We start from the raw sequence: 17078 nt of genomic DNA on the forward strand, positions 1-17078 counted from the left end.
AATTAGGGCGCAAACCTGCTCTTGCGCGAATTGCAATTGGCGGCGGCACATTGTTGAGCAGGTTGTGTCCGGCTACACTTGCCCTATACTCGTTGTGGAAAGATGCGGGAACGGCAGAAACTTGGCCGGTTACGGATCCTCCGCTTTCATCTAAAATTCGGTGAAAGCAGACGAACCAGCTAGCCCAGCCGGGCAATCGTCACCATGCGCACGAGATCGGAGAGGGTCTTCGCCTGCATCTTCATCATCGCATTCGCGCGGTAGACTTCGACAGTTCGGGGGCTGATGTCGAGATCGAAGGCGATCACCTTGTTGGCTTTCCCGTCCACAAGGCCATCGACCACCTGGCGCTCCCGCGCGGAGAGCAGAGCGAGACGGTCGAGCACTTCGCGACGTTCGTTCTGTTTCTGCTCATCGTCGGTGCTCTCGTTCAGCGCCTTGCGGATTGCCGCTAGTATGGCCTCGTCGTCGAACGGCTTCTCGATAAAGTCCGCAGCGCCTGCCTTCATCGCCTGGATCGCCAACGGCACGTCGGCGTGACCGGTAATGACGATCACCGGCACAGTATCATCGCGCTCCTTCAGCTTACCGGCCAGTTCGACACCGTTCGTGCCGGGCATGCGCACGTCGGTCACCACGCAGGCGCCGGAAAGCGGAGGTGCGGATTTCAGGAAAGCATCGGCCGAGGCGAACGAGCGAACTCGGATTTCGGCGACGTCGAGAAGAAACTCCAACGAGTGCCGTGCGCTCTCGTCGTCGTCGATTACGTAGACGATCGGATCACTCGCACCTCTACTCGCCATCGTATAGTTCCTCGCTTGCGACACGCTGGACCGTAAAGCCGAACTCCGCCCCGCTGCCGGGAGCTGGCCGGACCCAAATACGCCCGCCATGCGCCTCGACGATCGTGCGCGAAATCGACAGTCCGACGCCCATACCCGTGCGCTTGGTGGAGATGAAGGGCTGAAAAAGCCGGTCGGCGACTTCGGGATCGATGCCGGGACCGGTGTCGGTCACCGATACCTGTGCCATGTCCTCGTCGTCGGCTTGTTCGATCACAATCGTCAGATTACGTTTCGAAAACTCTGATTCCGCCATCGCATCGACAGCATTTCGCACGAGGTTGAGCACGACCTGCTGGATCTGAACCTTGTCGACCAGCACCAGATCGATTGCAGGGCTGAACTCATACTGCACCCGGATGCCATGCTCCTTGGCACCCACGAGCGCGAGAGCGCTGGCCTCCTCGACGAGCTTCGGCAGGCTCTCGATCGTGCGTTCGGTTTCGCCGCGGGCTACGAAATCCCGCAGCCGGCGGATGATGTCGCCCGCCCTGAGCGCTTCCGCGGCGGCCCGCTCAACGGCTTCCGCTACGCGCTCGTGCTGGACCTCCTCTCGCATGAGCAGCAACCGGCTACCCTTGAGGTAATTAGCGATCGCCGAGAGCGGCTGGTTGATCTCGTGCGCGAGCGCAGACGCCATTTCACCCAAAGCGGTAAGCCGCGAGACGTGCACCAGCTCGCTTTGTAATTCCTGCAATCTTGCCTCGGCCTGCTGGCGCTCGGTCAGGTCCCGGATGAACCCGGTGAAGAAGCGCTGCCCTTCCGCCTGCATCTCGCCCACCGCGAGTTCGAGCGGGAAGGTCGAACCGTCCTTGCGCTCGCCGACGACCACGCGACCCTTGCCAATGATCCTCCTCTCGCCGGTGCGATAGTAGCGCTCGAGATAGCCGTCATGCGCGCTGCGGTAGGGATCGGGCATCAACACCTTGACGTTCTCTCCGGCCACCTCTGCCGCATGCCATCCGAACATCCGTTCGGCCGCAGGACTGAAATCGCGGATCACGCCGGCTTCGTCGATGACGATCATCGCATCTGGCACGGTGTCGAGGATCGATTGCAGATGGGCTTCACGCCGCGCGAGAGCGACGGCAGCGGTTTCTGTTTCGATCCGCGCGCGTTGAAACCATTCGCCGCCGATGGCGACGGCCAGGCCGATGAGCACGAAGGCCGCGGCGGCAATCAGGCTTCCGCTCTCGATCGGACCGCTCAGCGCGTCGCACCAGAGACCGGCGGCCGCGCCCGTCACGGCCGCAAGGCTACCTGCCCGGATCCCGGAGAGTGCGCTGGCAACAACCACCCCGGGAACAAAGAAAATGAAAGTGGCGCGCTGACCGAGTTCCTCTGCGGCGAGCAGACGGACCGTCACACCCGCTGCTAAAGCGAGCAGTGCCAGTAACAGCGCGGTCGAAAACGACAGGCGCGGCAGGAAGCGGCTGACAAAATTGGTGCGCCCTGCCTCCGGTAAGGCCCTTAGGGTGCTTGGCGTAGGGTGATCATCCAAATTTCGCGGTTCCGTGCATCGGCATAGAAGGAGGTCATCAGCGGCGCTCCAACAACATCTGCCGCAAGCGGAGAAATTTCAATGACTGCACCCTTCATCGATCTGGGCGTTCACCACAACCCCCGCGGAATTTCGGACCGGATTGCCTTCGGTTTCACCAAGGCGCTGCGCTGGTGCGCCGATACCTTCTTTGCGGAGCGTTATGGTCACCGTGCCGTCGTGCTGGAAACGGTTGCGGCTGTGCCGGGCATGGTCGGGGCGACGATCAACCATCTCGCCTGCCTGCGCCGCATGTGCGACGACAAGGGCTGGATAAAGACGCTCATGGACGAAGCCGAAAACGAGCGCATGCACCTGATGACCTTCATCGAGGTCTCGCAGCCCACCTGGTTCGAACGCGCGGTGATCATCGGCGTGCAATGGGTGTTCTACCTGTTCTTCTTCGCGCTCTATCTGATCAGCTCGAAGACCGCGCACCGTGTCGTGGGCTACTTCGAGGAAGAGGCGGTGATCAGCTACACGCACTATCTGGCCGAGATCGATGAGGGTCGCAGCCCGAACGTGCCCGCGCCCGAAATCGCCAAGCGCTACTGGGGTCTCCCTGAGGATGCCACGCTGCGCGACGTCGTGCTGGTGGTGCGCGCCGACGAGGCCCACCATCGCGACGTCAACCACGGTTTCGCCAACGAGCTTGCGGGTCTGCCGGTCGGCCAAGTCGCCGAATGCCCGCCGCACGTGACGCTTGAACCCAACTGGAAGAAGGCCGCCTGATCCAGGCTGCTGGCGAGGAGGACGGAAGATGGTCGATCAAGCCAAGATCCTGTTGCTGGTCGAAGATATCTCCGTCCTTTCCGCGCTGCGTTTCTCGCTCTCGGTCGAAGGGTTCGAAATCGCCGAGGGGATTGCGAAGGAGGGCGACCTTTCCACGGCGGCCGCACTGGTCATCGACGAATGCTACGCCGGAAACGGTCTTGTCGCTCTCGATGGGTTGAAGAGACAGGGCTGCTGCGCGCCCGCAATAATCCTTGCGACCAATCCTACTGTCAAGCTGCGAGCCCGTGTCGCCGCCGCAAACGCCGAGCTGATCGAAAAGCCGCTTCTGGGCGACGAGCTGAGCAGTGCGATCCGCGCCATCTTCGAAACACGAAAGGCGGCCTGACGTGACCACCGATCTTCCCGACGGCATCAAGCCATACAAGCGCACGGCAACTTTCAGCGAAGACACCGTGCCGGCAGGTCTGCTGGCTGAGCATTCCACCAAGGACGGCGTCTGGGGTCTCATCCGAATCGAGGAAGGCAAGTTGCGATACGTCGTCACCGATCCGCGCCGCGCCTCGACCGAAGTGCTGCTCACGCCCGAATGCGAACCCGGCGTAGTCGAACCGACAATCCTTCACCGTGTCGAGCCGGTCGGAGCGGTGCGGTTTCATGTGCAGTTCCTGCGCGTTGCAGACGCAACACCTTTCGCCGACAAAGACGAGGGAGACGCTCATGACCAGCGCTAACATCCGTTCGCATCCGGCCGATCCCGACACCCGTTCCTTCGCGCAGCAAAAACGCGCTGAAAAGCGCGCAGCGGCCGAGGAAATTGGGATTGACGCGGCGTTTATCGATCGCCTGGTCGAAGCATTCTACGCTAAAATCCGTGAGGATGACCTTCTCGGCCCGATCTTCGCCGAACGCATTGCGGATTGGTCGCCGCACCTAGCCAGAATGAAGGGTTTCTGGCGCTCGGTGCTCCACAATAGCGGCGAGTTCTCGGGCAATCCCATGTTCAAGCACCTTGCTATTCCGGGCCTCGAACTCCGGCATTTCTCGCGTTGGCTCGACCTCTTCTACGAAACGCTTCGGGAAGCAGAAGGTAATCCTGCCGCGACCGATCTCGTCGGCGCAAGGGCGAGGATGATCGCCGACAGCTTGCTGACTGCCACAGAAATGCGCCGAAATGGACTTGCCGGAGGGCGCGCAGGAAAGGACCTACCCCATGCCTGATACCGTTCTTCGCACGCAATCCGCGGCGCCACTGCCGGAGTCTCTCGATGCACTGCCCGATGTGCTGGTTCCGATTCCCGCGCTCGAGGCCAACGACAACGAAGCGCCGAGGCAAGCACAGCAGCCCGAATCCCGAATGTTCGAACTGCCCGCATCGGTATGGCGGGCGATGATTGCCTGCTACGCGATCTTCCTGATTGCCCTACTTGGTGCGACCGGCGGCGCTCACGCCGCGTTCGCGATCGCAATCTCGGCGATCTACGTCACCATGTTCTTCGGAACCGCGCGTGTGATGCTACGGCAAGCATCGTCGCAACCGCGCAGCGTTCTCGATCGTCCGGGCACTGTCCTGCAAACTGCCTACGGACCGCTGGCGCGCAAGGAAGTTTATGGCCAAGTGCTCATAGTTCCGGCAGCCGTCGCCTTTTTCGGGATAGGTATCAGCGTCATCAGTGCGGTCGTAATGTAGGAATATCAGCCGACGCATCGCAAAAAACCACTGCCTGCTGTTACTTCTCCTTGCAAACTTCGTCGCTGCCATCCTCCTGTTCAAGATGACCGAAATGCTTCAGCGGCGCCATGATCCACAGCGTCGCGACGGTTATGACAGAAAGCATGATCGCAACATCAAGGCTGCCAAGACCAACCGCCGCGCCGATAGCACCGGTAATCCAGAGGCTGGCGGCCGTGGCGGTGCCCTTGACCGAATCCTTGAGGCGCAGAATGGCCCCCCCACCGATAAACCCCATGCCGGTTATCAGACCTTCGACAATGCGGGCCATCGCCTCCGGAGTATCTGCAGTCATGGATTCCGATGCCTGGATAAACCCGCAACTGGCAACAGCGACGAGCGGGAAGGTCCGAAGCCCCGCACTCCTTTCCGATTTTTCCCTGTTCCAGCCGATCGGGAATGCCAGAAGATAGGCCAGGCCAATCGCGACCAGGTGAGGCATGATGTCGAAATGGTCAGGCCCCAGAAACTGTTCAAACATCCCAAACTCCGCAGCATTTTAGGAACTTAATCAAAATCAGCGAAGAGGTTCCGCGCCACGATCATACGCAAGGAAATATGTTCTAAGCGCCAGGGCGTGCCTCTCGGGCTCCGGGACCAACGGAACATGGTTGAACTGGCGGTGCCATTCATTTCGGAGCCTGCACTGGTTTCAGACGCGAGGATCAGGTCGCTCCTAGAGGAACCCCCACCCATCCTTTTATCCGGCGCATTACGGCCACGGTTCTTACGGTCTCGATCTTGAGTTCTCCATCGGCCAACTCGTCTGCCAGATTGGTCCAGAACTCCATGTCCGGAACCAAGAAACGAACAAGAAAATCGTAGCTCCCGCTCACCTGATAAGCCTCGATTGCTTCGGGGATGTCGGCAAGCGCCTGTTCGATCCTTCGCGTGCTTGCAGGATCGTGTGCCGAAGCAACAATCTCTGCGAACACGGTAAGATTAGGACCCAGCTTGGCTGCATCGACCTGGGCCTTGTAGCCCGTGATGACTTCTTCTTTCTCCAGCCTGCGAAGACGCGCGAGACAAGCACTCGGTGAAAGAGCCACCGCCTCGGAAAGACGCTGATTGGAAATCCGGCCATCGCGCTGAAGGATATCGAGGATTTTGCGGTCGATTCGGTCAAGCGAGGGTTTCTGCGGCACGCTCGTCTCCTTTCCGCAGATTCTATTGTGCAGGGGAAAAACTTCGAAGGGAAATACGGCTTTCCAGCCTCTATATCTGCAGTCGAAGCGCCGCAAGATCTGCGGCGCTCGTTTTTTTGGCTAGCGAGACAGGAAGTCGGCATGCAGCGACTGCACATCCCCCGTCGTATCGTTCCCGAGCTCGCTCTGCTTGCTGCATCGGTGCTTTGGGGCGCGAGCTTTCTCGCGACCAAGATCGGCATGGAATTTACAGGGCCGCTCGGCTTTGTCGCCCTACGCTATCTGATGGCAACCGTTGCCTTTGCGCTGGTCCTGCCGCGTGCGACCCGCGGAATTGGTGCCACCGAAATGGTTGCCGGTATCGTCGTCGCTGCCACTGCGTGCATCGCATATGGCGCACAGGCCTATGCGCTGCAAACCACGGACACTGGGCGCGTAGCATTTCTTTCTGCACTCTACGTGCCACTTGTTCCTGTGCTTCAGCTGCTGTTTTTTCGCCAACGCGCAGCTGCCGGGATCTGGATCGGAGTTGTCCTTGCCTGTCTCGGTGTAGCCATCATGTCGGGCCTGTCGCCAGCCGACATCACCCTTAGCTACGGCGATACACTTTCGATCGGTGGCGCCGTTGCAATCGCGGTAGAGGTTGTCATCCTTGGATATTACGTGCGCCGGGCCGATCCTCTGCGGATCGCGTTCGTGATGATGGTCACCACCACGCTGCTGTGTGCTGCCTTCGCGCTCGCCACAGGGGAGCCAATGCCGGTTGCTTCGCCGACACTGTTCTGGGTGGTCGTGGGCTATGGTATCGCTACCGCCTACATCCAGTTCGCGATGAGCTGGGCCCAGGCCCGGGTCGATTCCTCGCGTGCCGCAATTATCTACGCGCTCGAACCAGTCTTCGGTGGGCTGTTTGGCTATGCGGCGGGCGAAATCTTCGGCCTGTCCGACGTGGTCGGTGCGCTCGTTATCCTGGCCGGCGTGATCATCGCTTCATTGCCACGGCTGGTGGACAGGCTTCTTATGCGCAGACCGGTCAGGACGCCTGTTCGATTGGCCGATCGGCCCATGACGGAAACCTCGCCATGATCTCGTCTGTGAGAATGGTCGGCATCACAGCGATGTTTTATGTCTCGGGGTGCGCGGGCGTCCCGAGGTCAACGGAGCCGCTCGTCGGAGCCTTGATCGTCGAAGACATCGCCGGGCGCGGGATCATCGATTATTCGCGTATCGAACTGGTCCTGGAATATGACGAGCAGCTTTCTGGCTCGACAGGATGCAATCTCCTTCTCGGCCGATACCGCGTCGATGGCTCGGCCATGACGATCGACGTCGCAATGACGACGCGTAAAGTCTGTCCTGAAGCGCTGATGTATCAGGAACGGGTCTTCCTAGGAGCCATTGAGTCGATCGATAGCTACCGCTTCGACCCGACGGGTGCCCTCGTGTTGCAGGACGGCAACCAGCCATGGGTTTTGGCGCAATCCCACAAGAGACGACCATGAAATCCAACCCAATTTGTTCGATCTTGCGGCGTTTCCTTGTTCACGCAGTCGCGGTCATGGCTCTTCTTGTCGGGGCGACAGTCGCGCAAGCCCAGCTTCCGACGCCTGAGCCTTCCGAAACAGCGCAAACCGAAGCTCCCGTAGACACATTCGAAAGGCAAACTCCGCGCTCCAGCGTAACAGCGCTGCTGAATGCGCTTGCCGCCGAGGACTACGAACGGGCCGCGCGCTACTTTGCCGGCACTCCCGATCCGGCCACGCTGCCCCTAGACAATGAAGGCTCGCAAGCGACCGACGCGTCGGAAGGACTGGCTCAAGGTGCAGATCTCGCTCGAAAATTGAAACTCGCGCTCGACAGCGGGGGGATGCTTCGACCCTTTGCCGTGCTTTCCAACGCTCCCGATGGCGACTTGGAAGACGGACTAGATCCTCTCCTGGAGCAAGTCGGCACGTTCCAGCTCGAAGATTCCGAGCAGCCCATTATCCTGCAGCGCGTCGCCGTAGGGGAACGGGACTTACTGCAATGGCGAATTTCGCCGGAAACAGTGTCGGCTCTCGAAGATTGGACACCTTCGCCTGAGGTCGCGGAACAAAACGAGGAAAAGGCGATCGAAGTCGCCGGCGCGCCAGTCCTCGACTGGCTTTTGTTGGTCGGCGTAGCGGTCGCGCTTTTCGCAGCGCTACGCCTGCTCGCTGCTGCAATTATCTCGGTCCTGCGGCGACTCATTCCCGAACACAGCAGCAGCACCGTCTTTCGTTTGATCCACGCCGCTCTCCCACCGCTCGCGCTCTACGTGGCGACAATCGCCTTCTTCTATGTTGCAGGCACCATGGAGGCCTCGATCATCGCTCGCCAGCAGCTGCTGCGCGGCGCAGGTATCGCGGCCTGGCTTTCCCTTGGCTGGTTTTTGTTCAGGCTGATCGATGCTGTCGCGCGGATGGCGAGCGAACGGATGAACCGCGCGGAGCGGCGCCAGGCCGCATCGGTCATCACGCTGTTGCGGCGGATCGCCAAGCTCACATTGCTGGTCATGATCTTCATCGGTGTGCTCGACACGTTCGGTGTCGACGTAACCACCGGTATCGCTGCTCTAGGCATCGGCGGGCTCGCCTTGGCGCTCGGCGCGCAGAAAACGATCGAGAATCTGGTCGGGTCTGTCACGATCATCGGAGATCATCCGGTGCAGGTAGGCGACGCTGCCCAGATCGGCGATACGTTCGGCACGGTCGAGGATGTCGGCATGCGCTCGACCCGTGTGCGCACGATCAACCGGACGCTGGTAACGATCCCCAACGGATTTCTTGCCGGCGAGAAGATCGAGAATTTTTCCGCTCGCGACCAGTTCCTCTTCAAACACGTGGTCGGAGTCAGCTACGACACGGATGCCGAGAAGATGAGCGAGGTTCTGGCCGCGTTCCGGACAATCCTGGCGGAAAACGATCATGTCCTCGAAGAAGATGCTCGCGCACGCTTCATAGGTTTCGGCGAAAGCGCACTCAACATCGAGATCTTCGCATATTTTCGGACTGCATCGTTCGCGGAGTCACTCGAGATGCAGGAGGTTCTGCTCCTCGCGCTGATGCGGAAACTGAAAGAACTCGACGTGGAAATCGCCTTCCCCACTCGCACGCTTCACATCGACGCTTACGGCTCGGCCAACGGCCGCTCGGCGCCGATCTCAACCGCCCGCCCAAATCAGGAGGGTAACAAGGAGAATGGCGGTGAAATGTAACTTGCTGTTAGCATCGGCTGCCCTCGCCATGAGCCTGAGTGCCTGTGCCACCATTCAGCCCGCTGCAGAAAGCAGTGAGGTCGTCCTGGTAGAAAGAATTACCGGCGCACTGTCCTATCGCGAGCGCATCGCGCTGCCCCCCGAAGCGCAGGTGGAAATCGTTGTGTCCGACATCACCCTCGGTCGCAATCAGGAGCTCATCCTCTCGCGCACGATGAACACGATCGGACAGGCATCGCCGCCGATCCCGTTCTCGATTGACGTGTCGAAGCTGAATTTGAGCGACGGCCCGCTCTACGGCCTGCGAGCCTTCATCCGCGAGCCCGATGGCACAATCCTGTTCCGCACCAGTGAACCTTTCCTGCTCGATCTTCGCAGCGACACCGTCGATATCGGCGACATAAGGGTATCGATGACATCGCCAGACGATCCCGGCCTTGCCGGTATTCCTGACCTGCAGGACGGCGAATGGCGTGTAACCAGATCGGCGGCGATGTCGTGGCGCAGATCTCCGCTCCCACGATGACCTTCACGGCCGATGGTCGCTTGTATGGTTCCACCAGCTGCAACCGCTTCAGCAGTTCATATGGCCTCGATGGCAACTCGCTCGAGGTTGGCAATGTCGCTGCGACGAAGCGCGCCTGTGAAGCCGGATTGGTGCAGCAAGAGCGCCGTTTCCTCGATGCCCTTTCTCTGATCGAGAGCGCATCGCTCGAAGCTGGGGGTTTTCTCGTCCTCTCCGGCAATGGCCAGCGCCTTGTCGCAGTCCTCAACTAAGGATTATCCGATGTTGAAGAAATTCCGAAGTCGCGCCACTTGAAATTACCATGTCGAAATCGCACTACCTTTTTATGACACTGGTCGATCATGGGCTCGGGGTGATGGTTCCGGCAGGCAGCAGCACCGCGCGCCTGTATCCCTAGAGCGCTTCGGGCGTTCTAGGGATGTGCGCCACGCTGCAACTTCCAGCATCGATGTTTTCCAAGCCCAAGGCGACAACGAGCCCGAGGCATGCTCGCTTCATTTGCGAGACCGGAGCCAACAGTGTTCTTCTCCCGCTTTACCGCGCTCGGCCTCTGTCTGGCTGGCCTCCTGTTTGCTCTCACGAGGCTTAGCGACGCATGGGCATTGCCAGTTCTCGCAATTTTCTCGTGTCTATGTCTCTTGGGCGTCATCGACCTTATCCAAACGCGGCATGCGGTGCGCCGGAACTATCCGATCATCGGACGCCTGCGATGGGCTTTCGAGAAGATAAGACCAGAAATTCGTCAATACCTGATCGAAGGCGATGACGATCAGACGCCCTTCTCGAGGGCGCAGCGCTCCTTGGTCTATGCTCGCGCAAAGGACGAGGTTAGCGACCGTCCGTTCGGAACGCTCTCTGACGTCTACAAGAACGGCTACGAATTCATTTCGCATTCCACAAAGCCCAAGCCGTTGGCAGATCCCGACAGCTTCAGAGTGCCGATCGGGGGAAGCGACGCGCGCGACCCCTACATGGCCTCGATCTTCAACATCTCCGCGATGAGCTTCGGCTCCCTGAGCGCCAACGCTATCCGGGCGCTCAACAAGGGAGCCAAACTCGGCGATTTTGCGCATGACACTGGCGAGGGAGGGATCAGCCCCTACCACCGTGAGAATGGCGGCGACCTTATCTGGGAAATTGGCAGCGGCTATTTCGGTTGTCGAACCGAAAAGGGACGCTTTGACCCGGTGCGCTTCGCTGACAATGCTGCCGACCCGCAGGTCAAGATGATCGAACTGAAGCTGAGCCAGGGTGCCAAGCCCGGTCACGGCGGCATCCTTCCCGACGAGAAAGTCAGCCCTGAGATCGCTGCTACACGCGGTATTCCGGTAGGCGTCGATTGCATTTCCCCTGCCGAGCACTCGGCATTTTCCACACCGCTTGAGATGATGCAGTTTCTCGCTCAGCTCCGAACCTCATCGAAAGGCAAGCCAGTCGGTTTCAAGCTGTGCGTCGGACACCCATGGGAGTTCATGGGAATGGTCAAGGCGATGCGCGAAACGGGGATCTTTCCAGACTTCATCGTCGTCGATGGCGCAGAAGGCGGAACCGGGGCGGCCCCGGTCGAGTTCGCCGACAACCTCGGCATGCCGATGCGCGAGAGCCTCCTGTTCGTCCACAATACACTCGTAGGTGCCGGGGTTCGTGACCGGATAAAAATCGGCGCGGCCGGCAAAATCGTCAGTGCGTTCGACATCGCTGCGGTCCTAGGGCTGGGTGCCGACTGGACCAATGCGGGGCGCGGCTTCATGTTCGCGCTCGGATGCATCCAATCGCTTTCCTGCCATACGAACCGCTGTCCGGTCGGCGTTGCCACGCAGGACCCCTTGCGCCAGCGGGCCCTGGTCGTGCCTGACAAGGCAGAGCGGGTCCGGCGCTTTCATCGCAATACGTTGCGAGCGCTCGCGGAAATGACTGCTGCTGCCGGTCTCTCGCACCCATCCGAGCTTGGACCGCACCATCTGGTAAGACGTGTCTCTCTGACCGAAATCCGGGTCTTCTCCCAGCTTCATATTTTCCTCGAGGATGGCGAGCTGCTTTCAGGAACGCATGACCGGGATTTCTACAGCGCCGCCTGGAAACTCGCACGCGCCGACCGGTTCGAGCTGGCAGCGTGAAACTGATTTTCCATATTCTGACGGCTGTTCTTGCAGCCCTTCTTCACTCGCAGGGTGCCGCAGCGGATCAAGGTGGCACCGCGCGGGATTCGACCGCATGGAACATATCGCAAGCTACCGCCTGTTACGATACCGGTCCTGGGCGTGGTGCCGAACTCTCGGCAGATGCCGAACTGGGCGCTTCCGCCGATGGACCCGCCGGACCGTGCGGAGTGCTGGCCTTGGTTCGTCAGGCGCACGCATGGGAACGCAATGAGGAGGTCCGGCAATCCTACCACCGGATGGCCGACGCACCTGCGGAATGGTCGCTTCCCCCTCCGACCGGCCCTCCATTTTCCTGACATTCTGGACCTTTTTAGCGGACTTTCGTCCGCATCCAACAGTCAGGACATTCAATGGAAACCGAAATGCAACGCGGTGCGATCCGCGACGAACGGCGTGCATACGCCAAGGCCTTGTTGGCCCGATACCCCGACCTGCCGATTGATCAGCTCGACGATCTTCTGCGATGGTTCCGCAAGGAGGCAAGCGCGCTCGATGTCGGATTGATTTCGATGGATGACGAGGTGTCGCAGCAATATGCATTGTTGAAGCGCGACGAACTCGATCGGTTCGCGATGCCCGATATCGTCTTCATGCTGCTGTTCTGGTCGGCGATGTGCGCCATCATCGGCGGTATCGGTGATCTGGGTAGTTGATATGTGGAAGGGCCCGAAGCGAGAATCCCTTCGTTCCGGGCTCATACCCCGTCGCCAGATCCTGCCAGCTAACAAGCCATTGCAGCCCCTTGCGAAACGTTCCTGTCTATGCCCCGTTTGATAGGAAGAACGACATCGTCCCAACGCAGGAGCGCATCATGGCGAAATACGCGGTCGGAGATCATGTCAGCTGGAATTCCGAGGCAGGAAGAGTCAGCGGAACAATCTCCAAGGTTCACGAATCGGATTTCGACTACAGGGGTCATACGCGGCGTGCCTCGAAGGACGAGCCTCAATACGAGATCGAAAGCGACAAGACCGATCATGTGGCAGCCCACAAGGAAGATGCGCTGACAAAGCTGAAAAGCTGATGCCAACCGTTTTCACGATCGGCCATTCCAATCGGGATGCGGACACTGTCATTGCCATGCTGAAAACAGCAGGAGTGGACATGCTGGCCGATGTTCGGGCTTTCCCCCGCTCCCGCGCCAATCCCGCATTCAACATCGATTCCTTCCCCGATCTGCTCGATGAGCACGACATCGCCTACGGACACTTCGATAAACTCGGCGGCAGAAGGAAACGACAAGATGATGTGGATCCGGCGCTGAACGGATACTGGCGCGTCCAGAGCTTCCATAACTACGCCGACTATGCGTTGAGCGGCGACTTCCAGTCGGCGATCAAGGACCTCGTTAACCTAGCGGATAATTGTCGCGTGGCGTTGATGTGTTCCGAGGCGGTCTGGTGGCGATGCCATAGGCGTATCATCGCCGATCATCTCATGGCTCGCGGTCATGAAGTTATCCATTTGATGGCTCCCGATCGTCAGGAACGGGCAAAGTTGACGGATGGAGCCGTTGTCAGCGGATCAACCGGAGTCGTCTATCCAAGTTCGGAATACCGTGAGGAGCCGAACGAGCATATTCCATTATGCCGATACGAAAGGCTCGCGACCCGCGAGAACGAACTTCGTGCCCGTCACGCGGATCAGTCTACCCGCTCGAGCAGCTCCTCCGACGAGACGATCTGGTAAAGATCTCTGTCGATCTGTCGGACAGGCTCATCATCGGAAGTTCGCCAACCGATGGCGCCCACACGGCGACGCTCGCCGCGCTCAGATTTCGAAATGGCGATGTGGCGATACTGGATGACTTCGACCGGCCTGTCCGCATTGCCGCGGCAGGACATATTGGACATTGTTTCTTCAATTACATCGGCTTCGCCGGGCGTTGAAGCAGTCGGAAGCTGACTTGCTGGCTTGCTTCGCTCGATCGTCACAGAATCTGCGCATCCGGAAGCGAACCGATATCTTCCATCGTCATCTCCGACGAAAGATCGGTGTCATTGCCGCGGGTCGTCACGGTCAGACCGTCAATCGGTATCTCGACGTAACGATCAGGATCGCTGTCCTCGACTTCTATAAGAAGTTCGGTCGCATTGCCGTAGGCATCTTTCGTCACGGCTTCCACGTCACCCAATTCGGTTCCGTCGGCGGCCAGGATTTCAGCATCGAGCAACTGGCGTTCGGTCAGACCGAGTGCCACCGGGGTGTCGCCGGACTCCTGCGCGCTCTGCTCGGCTCGTTCTTCAATACGGTCTTCGATCTGGGCTTCCTGATCATTGCAGGCGGAGAGGAGGAGAGCGGATCCGAGAAGCAGGGGGGCGAACTTGTTCATGTTGATCTCCATTATTATCTATCCGTCACGCTAACGGACGCGGCTGCTCCTGTGTTCCGTTAAGGGTTCGCGATGAGCGCCAGCATCGAGGCTTCGTCGGGCCGTGCGGCGACACGAATATCCATTCCTTGCTTCCCCTCGAAAGGAGCCGCGGCTGCATCGGAGATGCAATAGACGATGCCTCTGAAAGGCCGGGATGTCCGTTCCAGGCAGCGCTTCACCACATGACCAGCGCGGCGAGTGGATCAGAATTCCGTTTATCTCGTGCGGTGCTGGAAGGGATGCCAATAGCTTCGCGACAGCGACATCGCGGGTCTCATACACCGGCTTTCTCGTGGCGAGATAACCCTTGCGGCGAAGGTTGCCGGTCAGGTCTCCAGCCGGCCGGTGGACGGAAAAGTGCAGAAGCCGACTCCCTCGCGGGAGGGACTGAACGATCAGGCGCTCCAGATCGAGAACATCCCCAGCCGCCGAAACAACATGGGTATATCCAGCGTGGGCGGCACTCGCCGCTGTCCTGTCGCCCACCGCGAACGCTGGAATATCGAGAAGTGCCGGGCAGATAGAATGATGGCGCACGCCATTTACCGACGTGAACACGATCGCATCGGGCGGCTCGTCCAAAGCTTTCTCAGGGAGGCCTTCCACTCGCAGAACGGGCACAGCCAGCGCATCGAACCCTAACCGCCGCAAGGCGCCCGCAGTCTTTTCGTTATCCGGCGACGTGCGTGTAACCCAGATCGTCGGCCCCAATGCGGGATCCTTCGCGTGTGTCGGGAAACGGTCACTCACTTTCATTTCGTCGTTCGATATTGTCTGTCTTCGAAGAAACGACAGCTCCCGCCAGAGGCTTGCTACCTCGGCCAGCGAGAAGAATGCCGCCAAGTATCAGCGCCATTCCGATCGCATGAAAGCCTCGCAGATGTTCGCCTAGAAAGATAATCGCAAGCCCCGCGCCCATAACTGGCATGACGTTCATATACATCCCGGTTCCTGCAGACCCGATGAGTTCTACGCCCCTGTTGAAGAAGAGGTAGGCGAGGATGGAAGGAAAAACCGAAACATATCCGATCGCCAGCAGGCTTTTCTCCTGTAAAACGATATAGCGCCCCGAATTGAGCTCCAGCGCATAGAACGGCGCGATCACGATTATGCCGACGATCAAGGTCACTGCAAACAGGCTTAGGGGATGGATCGCAGGGCGGCGCCTGAGCATTACCGCATAGACCGCCCACAGACACACGGCGAGGCCGATGATGAGGTTGCCTTCGTTGAAATTCAGGGTGCCGAGAACACCAAAGTTCCCGCGAGCGATGATCCAGAGCACACCAGCCAGCGCGATGGCGGCACCGACGATCTGGCGCAGTGCCGTGCTGTCGCCCATGAAAATCGCGCCAAGAAACAGAATTAGGGCGGGTTGGCCCGACTGCAGCAACATGGCGTTGAGCGCTGTGGTCTGTTGCAATCCGCTGTAGAGCAGGGTGTTGAAGGCGCCGATGCCGAGTGCGCCAAGCACCAGCAGCATCCTCCAGTTCCTGCGGATGACGGGAGCATTCCGCCGCAAGTGGCGCCATGCAAATGGCAGGATGATGGCCAGGGCAATCGTCCATCTCCAGAACGCCAAGGCGACGGGAGGGACCAGCTCACGCGCCGCGCGCGCAACGATTGCATTACCGGCCCAAAACAGGGCGGTGAACGTAAGGAGCACGTAAGCGCGCGACCACAGGCTTGCAAAGAAGCGGGACTTGTTTTGCATGTTCGACCCGGACGAAACGCTGCCGTCGAGAGTTAGGCAGCGCGCTCCTCCATCAACCGCATCAGGCCGCGCGAAACGCAACCGGAGGGATCGTTGGCGATGGTCACGGGAACACCGCATTCCGCGGTGATCGCCTCAGCCAGGAATCTGGCGCAGATTCCACCGCCCGTGGCGACAACGCGCTCGCTCAACAGGTCGGCGGCAAGATCGGGAGATATTTCGCCGACCACAAGCCTGGCGGCATCTGCAAAACGACCGAAGTGTCGCTGCAGCACGGGGTGAAACTCGGAAACTGGCAAGGTCAACGTTCCTGGAAGACCATTGTGCAGTGATCGACCTCTGATTTCCACTTCCGCGTCCTCGGCACCTTCTTGGGCGAGATGCTTCTTCAGCGTCTCGGCGGTGATTTTGCCTATGAGGAAGTGATGCCGGAGATGAAGATGTTCGGTAATCGCCTCGTCGAGGCCGAGACCGCCCAAACGCACGGAGCGCGAACGACATTGTCCGTCGATCGAGAAGACCGCAACCTCGGTCGTTCCGGCGCCGCATTCGACGACCATGGACGCGCGAGCTTCGCGGACGGGCAGGTCTGCCCCAATAGCCGCTGCAAAAGGCTCGCGCACCAGTTCGATCCTTCCGAAGCCGGCATCGTCCGCGGCAGCGAGCAATGCATTCGCCTCTGCCTTAGTGGCGTCCGCCGGAATACCGATCATGGCTGGGGGGCGTCCTCTACGCTTCCTGCCAACGACCGACGAGAGACCATGAGCAAGCAGTGCGGAAGCTGCGTCCATATCCTGCAAAACACCGCGGGCAAGGGGACGGCGGACCACATGGGTTCCGGGAACCCGATCGACCATCGCCAGAACGTCCCGGCCAGCTGCAATCAGTTTCATCTGACCGGCCGTCTTCTCGTAATAGCACAGGGATGGTTCGTCGAAGACCACGCCTTCGCTTCGCACCATGATACGCATGTTGGCAGTGCCGAGATCGATGGCGAGATCTGGTCCGCGCCTGGAGCCGAAAGAAGGAAAGTTCATCATTTCCTTCAGATAGGCCTTCCGGACATGAAAGTCTCG

The 17078-nt window shown here is 59.7% G+C and carries 23 protein-coding genes; 14 read left to right on the forward strand and 9 right to left on the reverse strand.

Going from position 1 to position 17078, the window contains the following annotated elements; genetic code table 11:
- Positions 1-179 precede the first annotated feature (179 nt).
- Positions 180-803: a response regulator FixJ gene (gene fixJ, locus ACGHN1_RS03035; protein ID WP_103022816.1), complete on the reverse strand. Its 624-nt coding sequence runs from the start codon at positions 801-803 to the stop codon at positions 180-182.
- Positions 793-2208: a nitrogen regulation protein NR(II) gene (locus ACGHN1_RS03040; RefSeq protein ID WP_390548210.1), complete on the reverse strand. Its 1416-nt coding sequence runs from the start codon at positions 2206-2208 to the stop codon at positions 793-795. Before ACGHN1_RS03040 ends, fixJ begins: the two co-directional genes overlap by 11 nt.
- Before the next feature lie 216 nt (positions 2209-2424).
- Between ACGHN1_RS03040 and ACGHN1_RS03045 the strand changes: the two genes are divergently transcribed.
- From ACGHN1_RS03045 to ACGHN1_RS03065, 5 genes are read left to right on the forward strand one after another with little or no spacing between them, the layout of a single operon-like run.
- On the forward strand, positions 2425-3114 hold the full coding sequence (locus ACGHN1_RS03045) for an alternative oxidase (RefSeq protein WP_390548212.1): 690 nt from the start codon (positions 2425-2427) through the stop codon (positions 3112-3114).
- A 28-nt stretch (positions 3115-3142) separates the two neighbouring features.
- Positions 3143-3502: a histidine kinase gene (locus ACGHN1_RS03050; RefSeq protein ID WP_230832945.1), complete on the forward strand. Its 360-nt coding sequence runs from the start codon at positions 3143-3145 to the stop codon at positions 3500-3502.
- A gap of 1 nt (position 3503) precedes the next feature.
- Positions 3504-3848 (forward strand): DUF1971 domain-containing protein, encoded by a 345-nt coding sequence (locus ACGHN1_RS03055; RefSeq protein ID WP_390548214.1) that lies wholly within the window; start codon positions 3504-3506, stop codon positions 3846-3848.
- Positions 3835-4335, forward strand: a complete 501-nt coding sequence (locus ACGHN1_RS03060; RefSeq protein ID WP_390548215.1) for a group III truncated hemoglobin — start codon at positions 3835-3837, stop codon at positions 4333-4335. The genes ACGHN1_RS03055 and ACGHN1_RS03060 overlap by 14 nt, the downstream gene beginning before the upstream one ends.
- The gene (locus ACGHN1_RS03065) at positions 4328-4804 is read left to right on the forward strand and encodes a hypothetical protein (protein WP_278327700.1); all 477 of its coding nucleotides are present in this window, start codon (positions 4328-4330) and stop codon (positions 4802-4804) included. The genes ACGHN1_RS03060 and ACGHN1_RS03065 overlap by 8 nt, the downstream gene beginning before the upstream one ends.
- A gap of 40 nt (positions 4805-4844) precedes the next feature.
- On the opposite strand, the gene ACGHN1_RS03070 is transcribed toward ACGHN1_RS03065, so the two are convergent.
- Positions 4845-5327: an MgtC/SapB family protein gene (locus ACGHN1_RS03070; protein WP_390548216.1), complete on the reverse strand. Its 483-nt coding sequence runs from the start codon at positions 5325-5327 to the stop codon at positions 4845-4847.
- 184 nt (positions 5328-5511) lie between these two features.
- Complete coding sequence (locus tag ACGHN1_RS03075) at positions 5512-5991, reverse strand: Lrp/AsnC family transcriptional regulator (RefSeq protein ID WP_146029793.1); 480 nt, start codon at positions 5989-5991, stop codon at positions 5512-5514.
- 141 nt (positions 5992-6132) lie between these two features.
- Here ACGHN1_RS03075 and ACGHN1_RS03080 point away from each other — a divergent pair, with 141 nt between their 5' ends.
- The 9 genes from ACGHN1_RS03080 (at position 6133) to ACGHN1_RS03120 (ending at position 13603) form a co-directional block, all read left to right on the forward strand.
- On the forward strand, positions 6133-7077 hold the full coding sequence (locus ACGHN1_RS03080) for a DMT family transporter (RefSeq protein ID WP_390548218.1): 945 nt from the start codon (positions 6133-6135) through the stop codon (positions 7075-7077).
- A 14-nt stretch (positions 7078-7091) separates the two neighbouring features.
- Positions 7092-7493 carry an META domain-containing protein gene (locus ACGHN1_RS03085; protein ID WP_390548220.1) on the forward strand — a complete coding sequence of 134 codons (402 nt, stop codon included), beginning with the start codon at positions 7092-7094 and terminating at the stop codon, positions 7491-7493.
- Positions 7490-9226 carry a mechanosensitive ion channel family protein gene (locus ACGHN1_RS03090; RefSeq protein ID WP_390548222.1) on the forward strand — a complete coding sequence of 579 codons (1737 nt, stop codon included), beginning with the start codon at positions 7490-7492 and terminating at the stop codon, positions 9224-9226. The genes ACGHN1_RS03085 and ACGHN1_RS03090 overlap by 4 nt, the downstream gene beginning before the upstream one ends.
- Positions 9227-9254: 28 nt before the next feature.
- Entirely contained in the window at positions 9255-9752 is a 498-nt protein-coding gene (locus ACGHN1_RS03095; RefSeq protein WP_390548224.1) for a YbaY family lipoprotein, read from the forward strand.
- Positions 9749-10003, forward strand: a complete 255-nt coding sequence (locus tag ACGHN1_RS03100; protein ID WP_390548226.1) for an META domain-containing protein — start codon at positions 9749-9751, stop codon at positions 10001-10003. Before ACGHN1_RS03095 ends, ACGHN1_RS03100 begins: the two co-directional genes overlap by 4 nt.
- Before the next feature lie 234 nt (positions 10004-10237).
- Complete coding sequence (locus ACGHN1_RS03105) at positions 10238-11869, forward strand: FMN-binding glutamate synthase family protein (protein ID WP_390548228.1); 1632 nt, start codon at positions 10238-10240, stop codon at positions 11867-11869.
- A 395-nt stretch (positions 11870-12264) separates the two neighbouring features.
- The gene (locus ACGHN1_RS03110; protein WP_390548230.1) at positions 12265-12567 is read left to right on the forward strand and encodes a hypothetical protein; all 303 of its coding nucleotides are present in this window, start codon (positions 12265-12267) and stop codon (positions 12565-12567) included.
- 158 nt (positions 12568-12725) lie between these two features.
- Positions 12726-12938, forward strand: a complete 213-nt coding sequence (locus ACGHN1_RS03115) for a DUF2945 domain-containing protein (RefSeq protein ID WP_390548232.1) — start codon at positions 12726-12728, stop codon at positions 12936-12938.
- The gene (locus ACGHN1_RS03120; protein ID WP_390548234.1) at positions 12938-13603 is read left to right on the forward strand and encodes a DUF488 family protein; all 666 of its coding nucleotides are present in this window, start codon (positions 12938-12940) and stop codon (positions 13601-13603) included. Before ACGHN1_RS03115 ends, ACGHN1_RS03120 begins: the two co-directional genes overlap by 1 nt.
- Here the strand turns inward: ACGHN1_RS03120 and ACGHN1_RS03125 are convergent.
- From ACGHN1_RS03125 to ACGHN1_RS03145, 5 genes are read right to left on the reverse strand one after another with little or no spacing between them, the layout of a single operon-like run.
- Positions 13558-13848: a hypothetical protein gene (locus ACGHN1_RS03125; protein ID WP_390548236.1), complete on the reverse strand. Its 291-nt coding sequence runs from the start codon at positions 13846-13848 to the stop codon at positions 13558-13560. The genes ACGHN1_RS03120 and ACGHN1_RS03125 overlap by 46 nt on opposite strands.
- Positions 13845-14246: a PRC-barrel domain containing protein gene (locus tag ACGHN1_RS03130; RefSeq protein ID WP_390548238.1), complete on the reverse strand. Its 402-nt coding sequence runs from the start codon at positions 14244-14246 to the stop codon at positions 13845-13847. The genes ACGHN1_RS03125 and ACGHN1_RS03130 overlap by 4 nt, the downstream gene beginning before the upstream one ends.
- A gap of 30 nt (positions 14247-14276) precedes the next feature.
- The gene (locus ACGHN1_RS03135) at positions 14277-15131 is read right to left on the reverse strand and encodes a uroporphyrinogen-III synthase (protein WP_390548240.1); all 855 of its coding nucleotides are present in this window, start codon (positions 15129-15131) and stop codon (positions 14277-14279) included.
- Complete coding sequence (locus ACGHN1_RS03140; RefSeq protein WP_390548241.1) at positions 15031-16002, reverse strand: DMT family transporter; 972 nt, start codon at positions 16000-16002, stop codon at positions 15031-15033. Before ACGHN1_RS03140 ends, ACGHN1_RS03135 begins: the two co-directional genes overlap by 101 nt.
- A 32-nt stretch (positions 16003-16034) precedes the next feature.
- Complete coding sequence (locus ACGHN1_RS03145; RefSeq protein WP_390548243.1) at positions 16035-17042, reverse strand: rod shape-determining protein; 1008 nt, start codon at positions 17040-17042, stop codon at positions 16035-16037.
- Positions 17043-17078: the final 36 nt, after the last annotated feature.

Origin of the sequence: Qipengyuania sp. MTN3-11 (assembly GCF_042851825.1) — a bacterium.
Classification (GTDB): Bacteria; Pseudomonadota; Alphaproteobacteria; order Sphingomonadales; family Sphingomonadaceae; genus Qipengyuania.

What these genes read in the sequence shown, in the direction of transcription:
- ACGHN1_RS03070 (WP_390548216.1), bottom strand. Translation starts at nt 5,327, where the DNA reads ATGTTTGAACAGTTTCTGGGGCCTGACCATTTCGACATCATGCCTCAC.
- ACGHN1_RS03045 (WP_390548212.1), top strand. Translation starts at nt 2,425, where the DNA reads ATGACTGCACCCTTCATCGATCTGGGCGTTCACCACAACCCCCGCGGA.
- ACGHN1_RS03120 (WP_390548234.1), top strand. Translation starts at nt 12,938, where the DNA reads ATGCCAACCGTTTTCACGATCGGCCATTCCAATCGGGATGCGGACACT.
- ACGHN1_RS03140 (WP_390548241.1), bottom strand. Translation starts at nt 16,002, where the DNA reads ATGCAAAACAAGTCCCGCTTCTTTGCAAGCCTGTGGTCGCGCGCTTAC.
- fixJ (WP_103022816.1), bottom strand. Translation starts at nt 803, where the DNA reads ATGGCGAGTAGAGGTGCGAGTGATCCGATCGTCTACGTAATCGACGAC.
- ACGHN1_RS03110 (WP_390548230.1), top strand. Translation starts at nt 12,265, where the DNA reads ATGGAAACCGAAATGCAACGCGGTGCGATCCGCGACGAACGGCGTGCA.
- ACGHN1_RS03130 (WP_390548238.1), bottom strand. Translation starts at nt 14,246, where the DNA reads ATGAACAAGTTCGCCCCCCTGCTTCTCGGATCCGCTCTCCTCCTCTCC.
- ACGHN1_RS03115 (WP_390548232.1), top strand. Translation starts at nt 12,726, where the DNA reads ATGGCGAAATACGCGGTCGGAGATCATGTCAGCTGGAATTCCGAGGCA.
- ACGHN1_RS03050 (WP_230832945.1), top strand. Translation starts at nt 3,143, where the DNA reads ATGGTCGATCAAGCCAAGATCCTGTTGCTGGTCGAAGATATCTCCGTC.
- ACGHN1_RS03095 (WP_390548224.1), top strand. Translation starts at nt 9,255, where the DNA reads ATGAGCCTGAGTGCCTGTGCCACCATTCAGCCCGCTGCAGAAAGCAGT.
- ACGHN1_RS03060 (WP_390548215.1), top strand. Translation starts at nt 3,835, where the DNA reads ATGACCAGCGCTAACATCCGTTCGCATCCGGCCGATCCCGACACCCGT.
- ACGHN1_RS03145 (WP_390548243.1), bottom strand. Translation starts at nt 17,042, where the DNA reads ATGATGAACTTTCCTTCTTTCGGCTCCAGGCGCGGACCAGATCTCGCC.
- ACGHN1_RS03065 (WP_278327700.1), top strand. Translation starts at nt 4,328, where the DNA reads ATGCCTGATACCGTTCTTCGCACGCAATCCGCGGCGCCACTGCCGGAG.
- ACGHN1_RS03090 (WP_390548222.1), top strand. Translation starts at nt 7,490, where the DNA reads ATGAAATCCAACCCAATTTGTTCGATCTTGCGGCGTTTCCTTGTTCAC.
- ACGHN1_RS03085 (WP_390548220.1), top strand. Translation starts at nt 7,092, where the DNA reads ATGGTCGGCATCACAGCGATGTTTTATGTCTCGGGGTGCGCGGGCGTC.
- ACGHN1_RS03105 (WP_390548228.1), top strand. Translation starts at nt 10,238, where the DNA reads ATGCTCGCTTCATTTGCGAGACCGGAGCCAACAGTGTTCTTCTCCCGC.
- ACGHN1_RS03080 (WP_390548218.1), top strand. Translation starts at nt 6,133, where the DNA reads ATGCAGCGACTGCACATCCCCCGTCGTATCGTTCCCGAGCTCGCTCTG.
- ACGHN1_RS03100 (WP_390548226.1), top strand. Translation starts at nt 9,749, where the DNA reads ATGACCTTCACGGCCGATGGTCGCTTGTATGGTTCCACCAGCTGCAAC.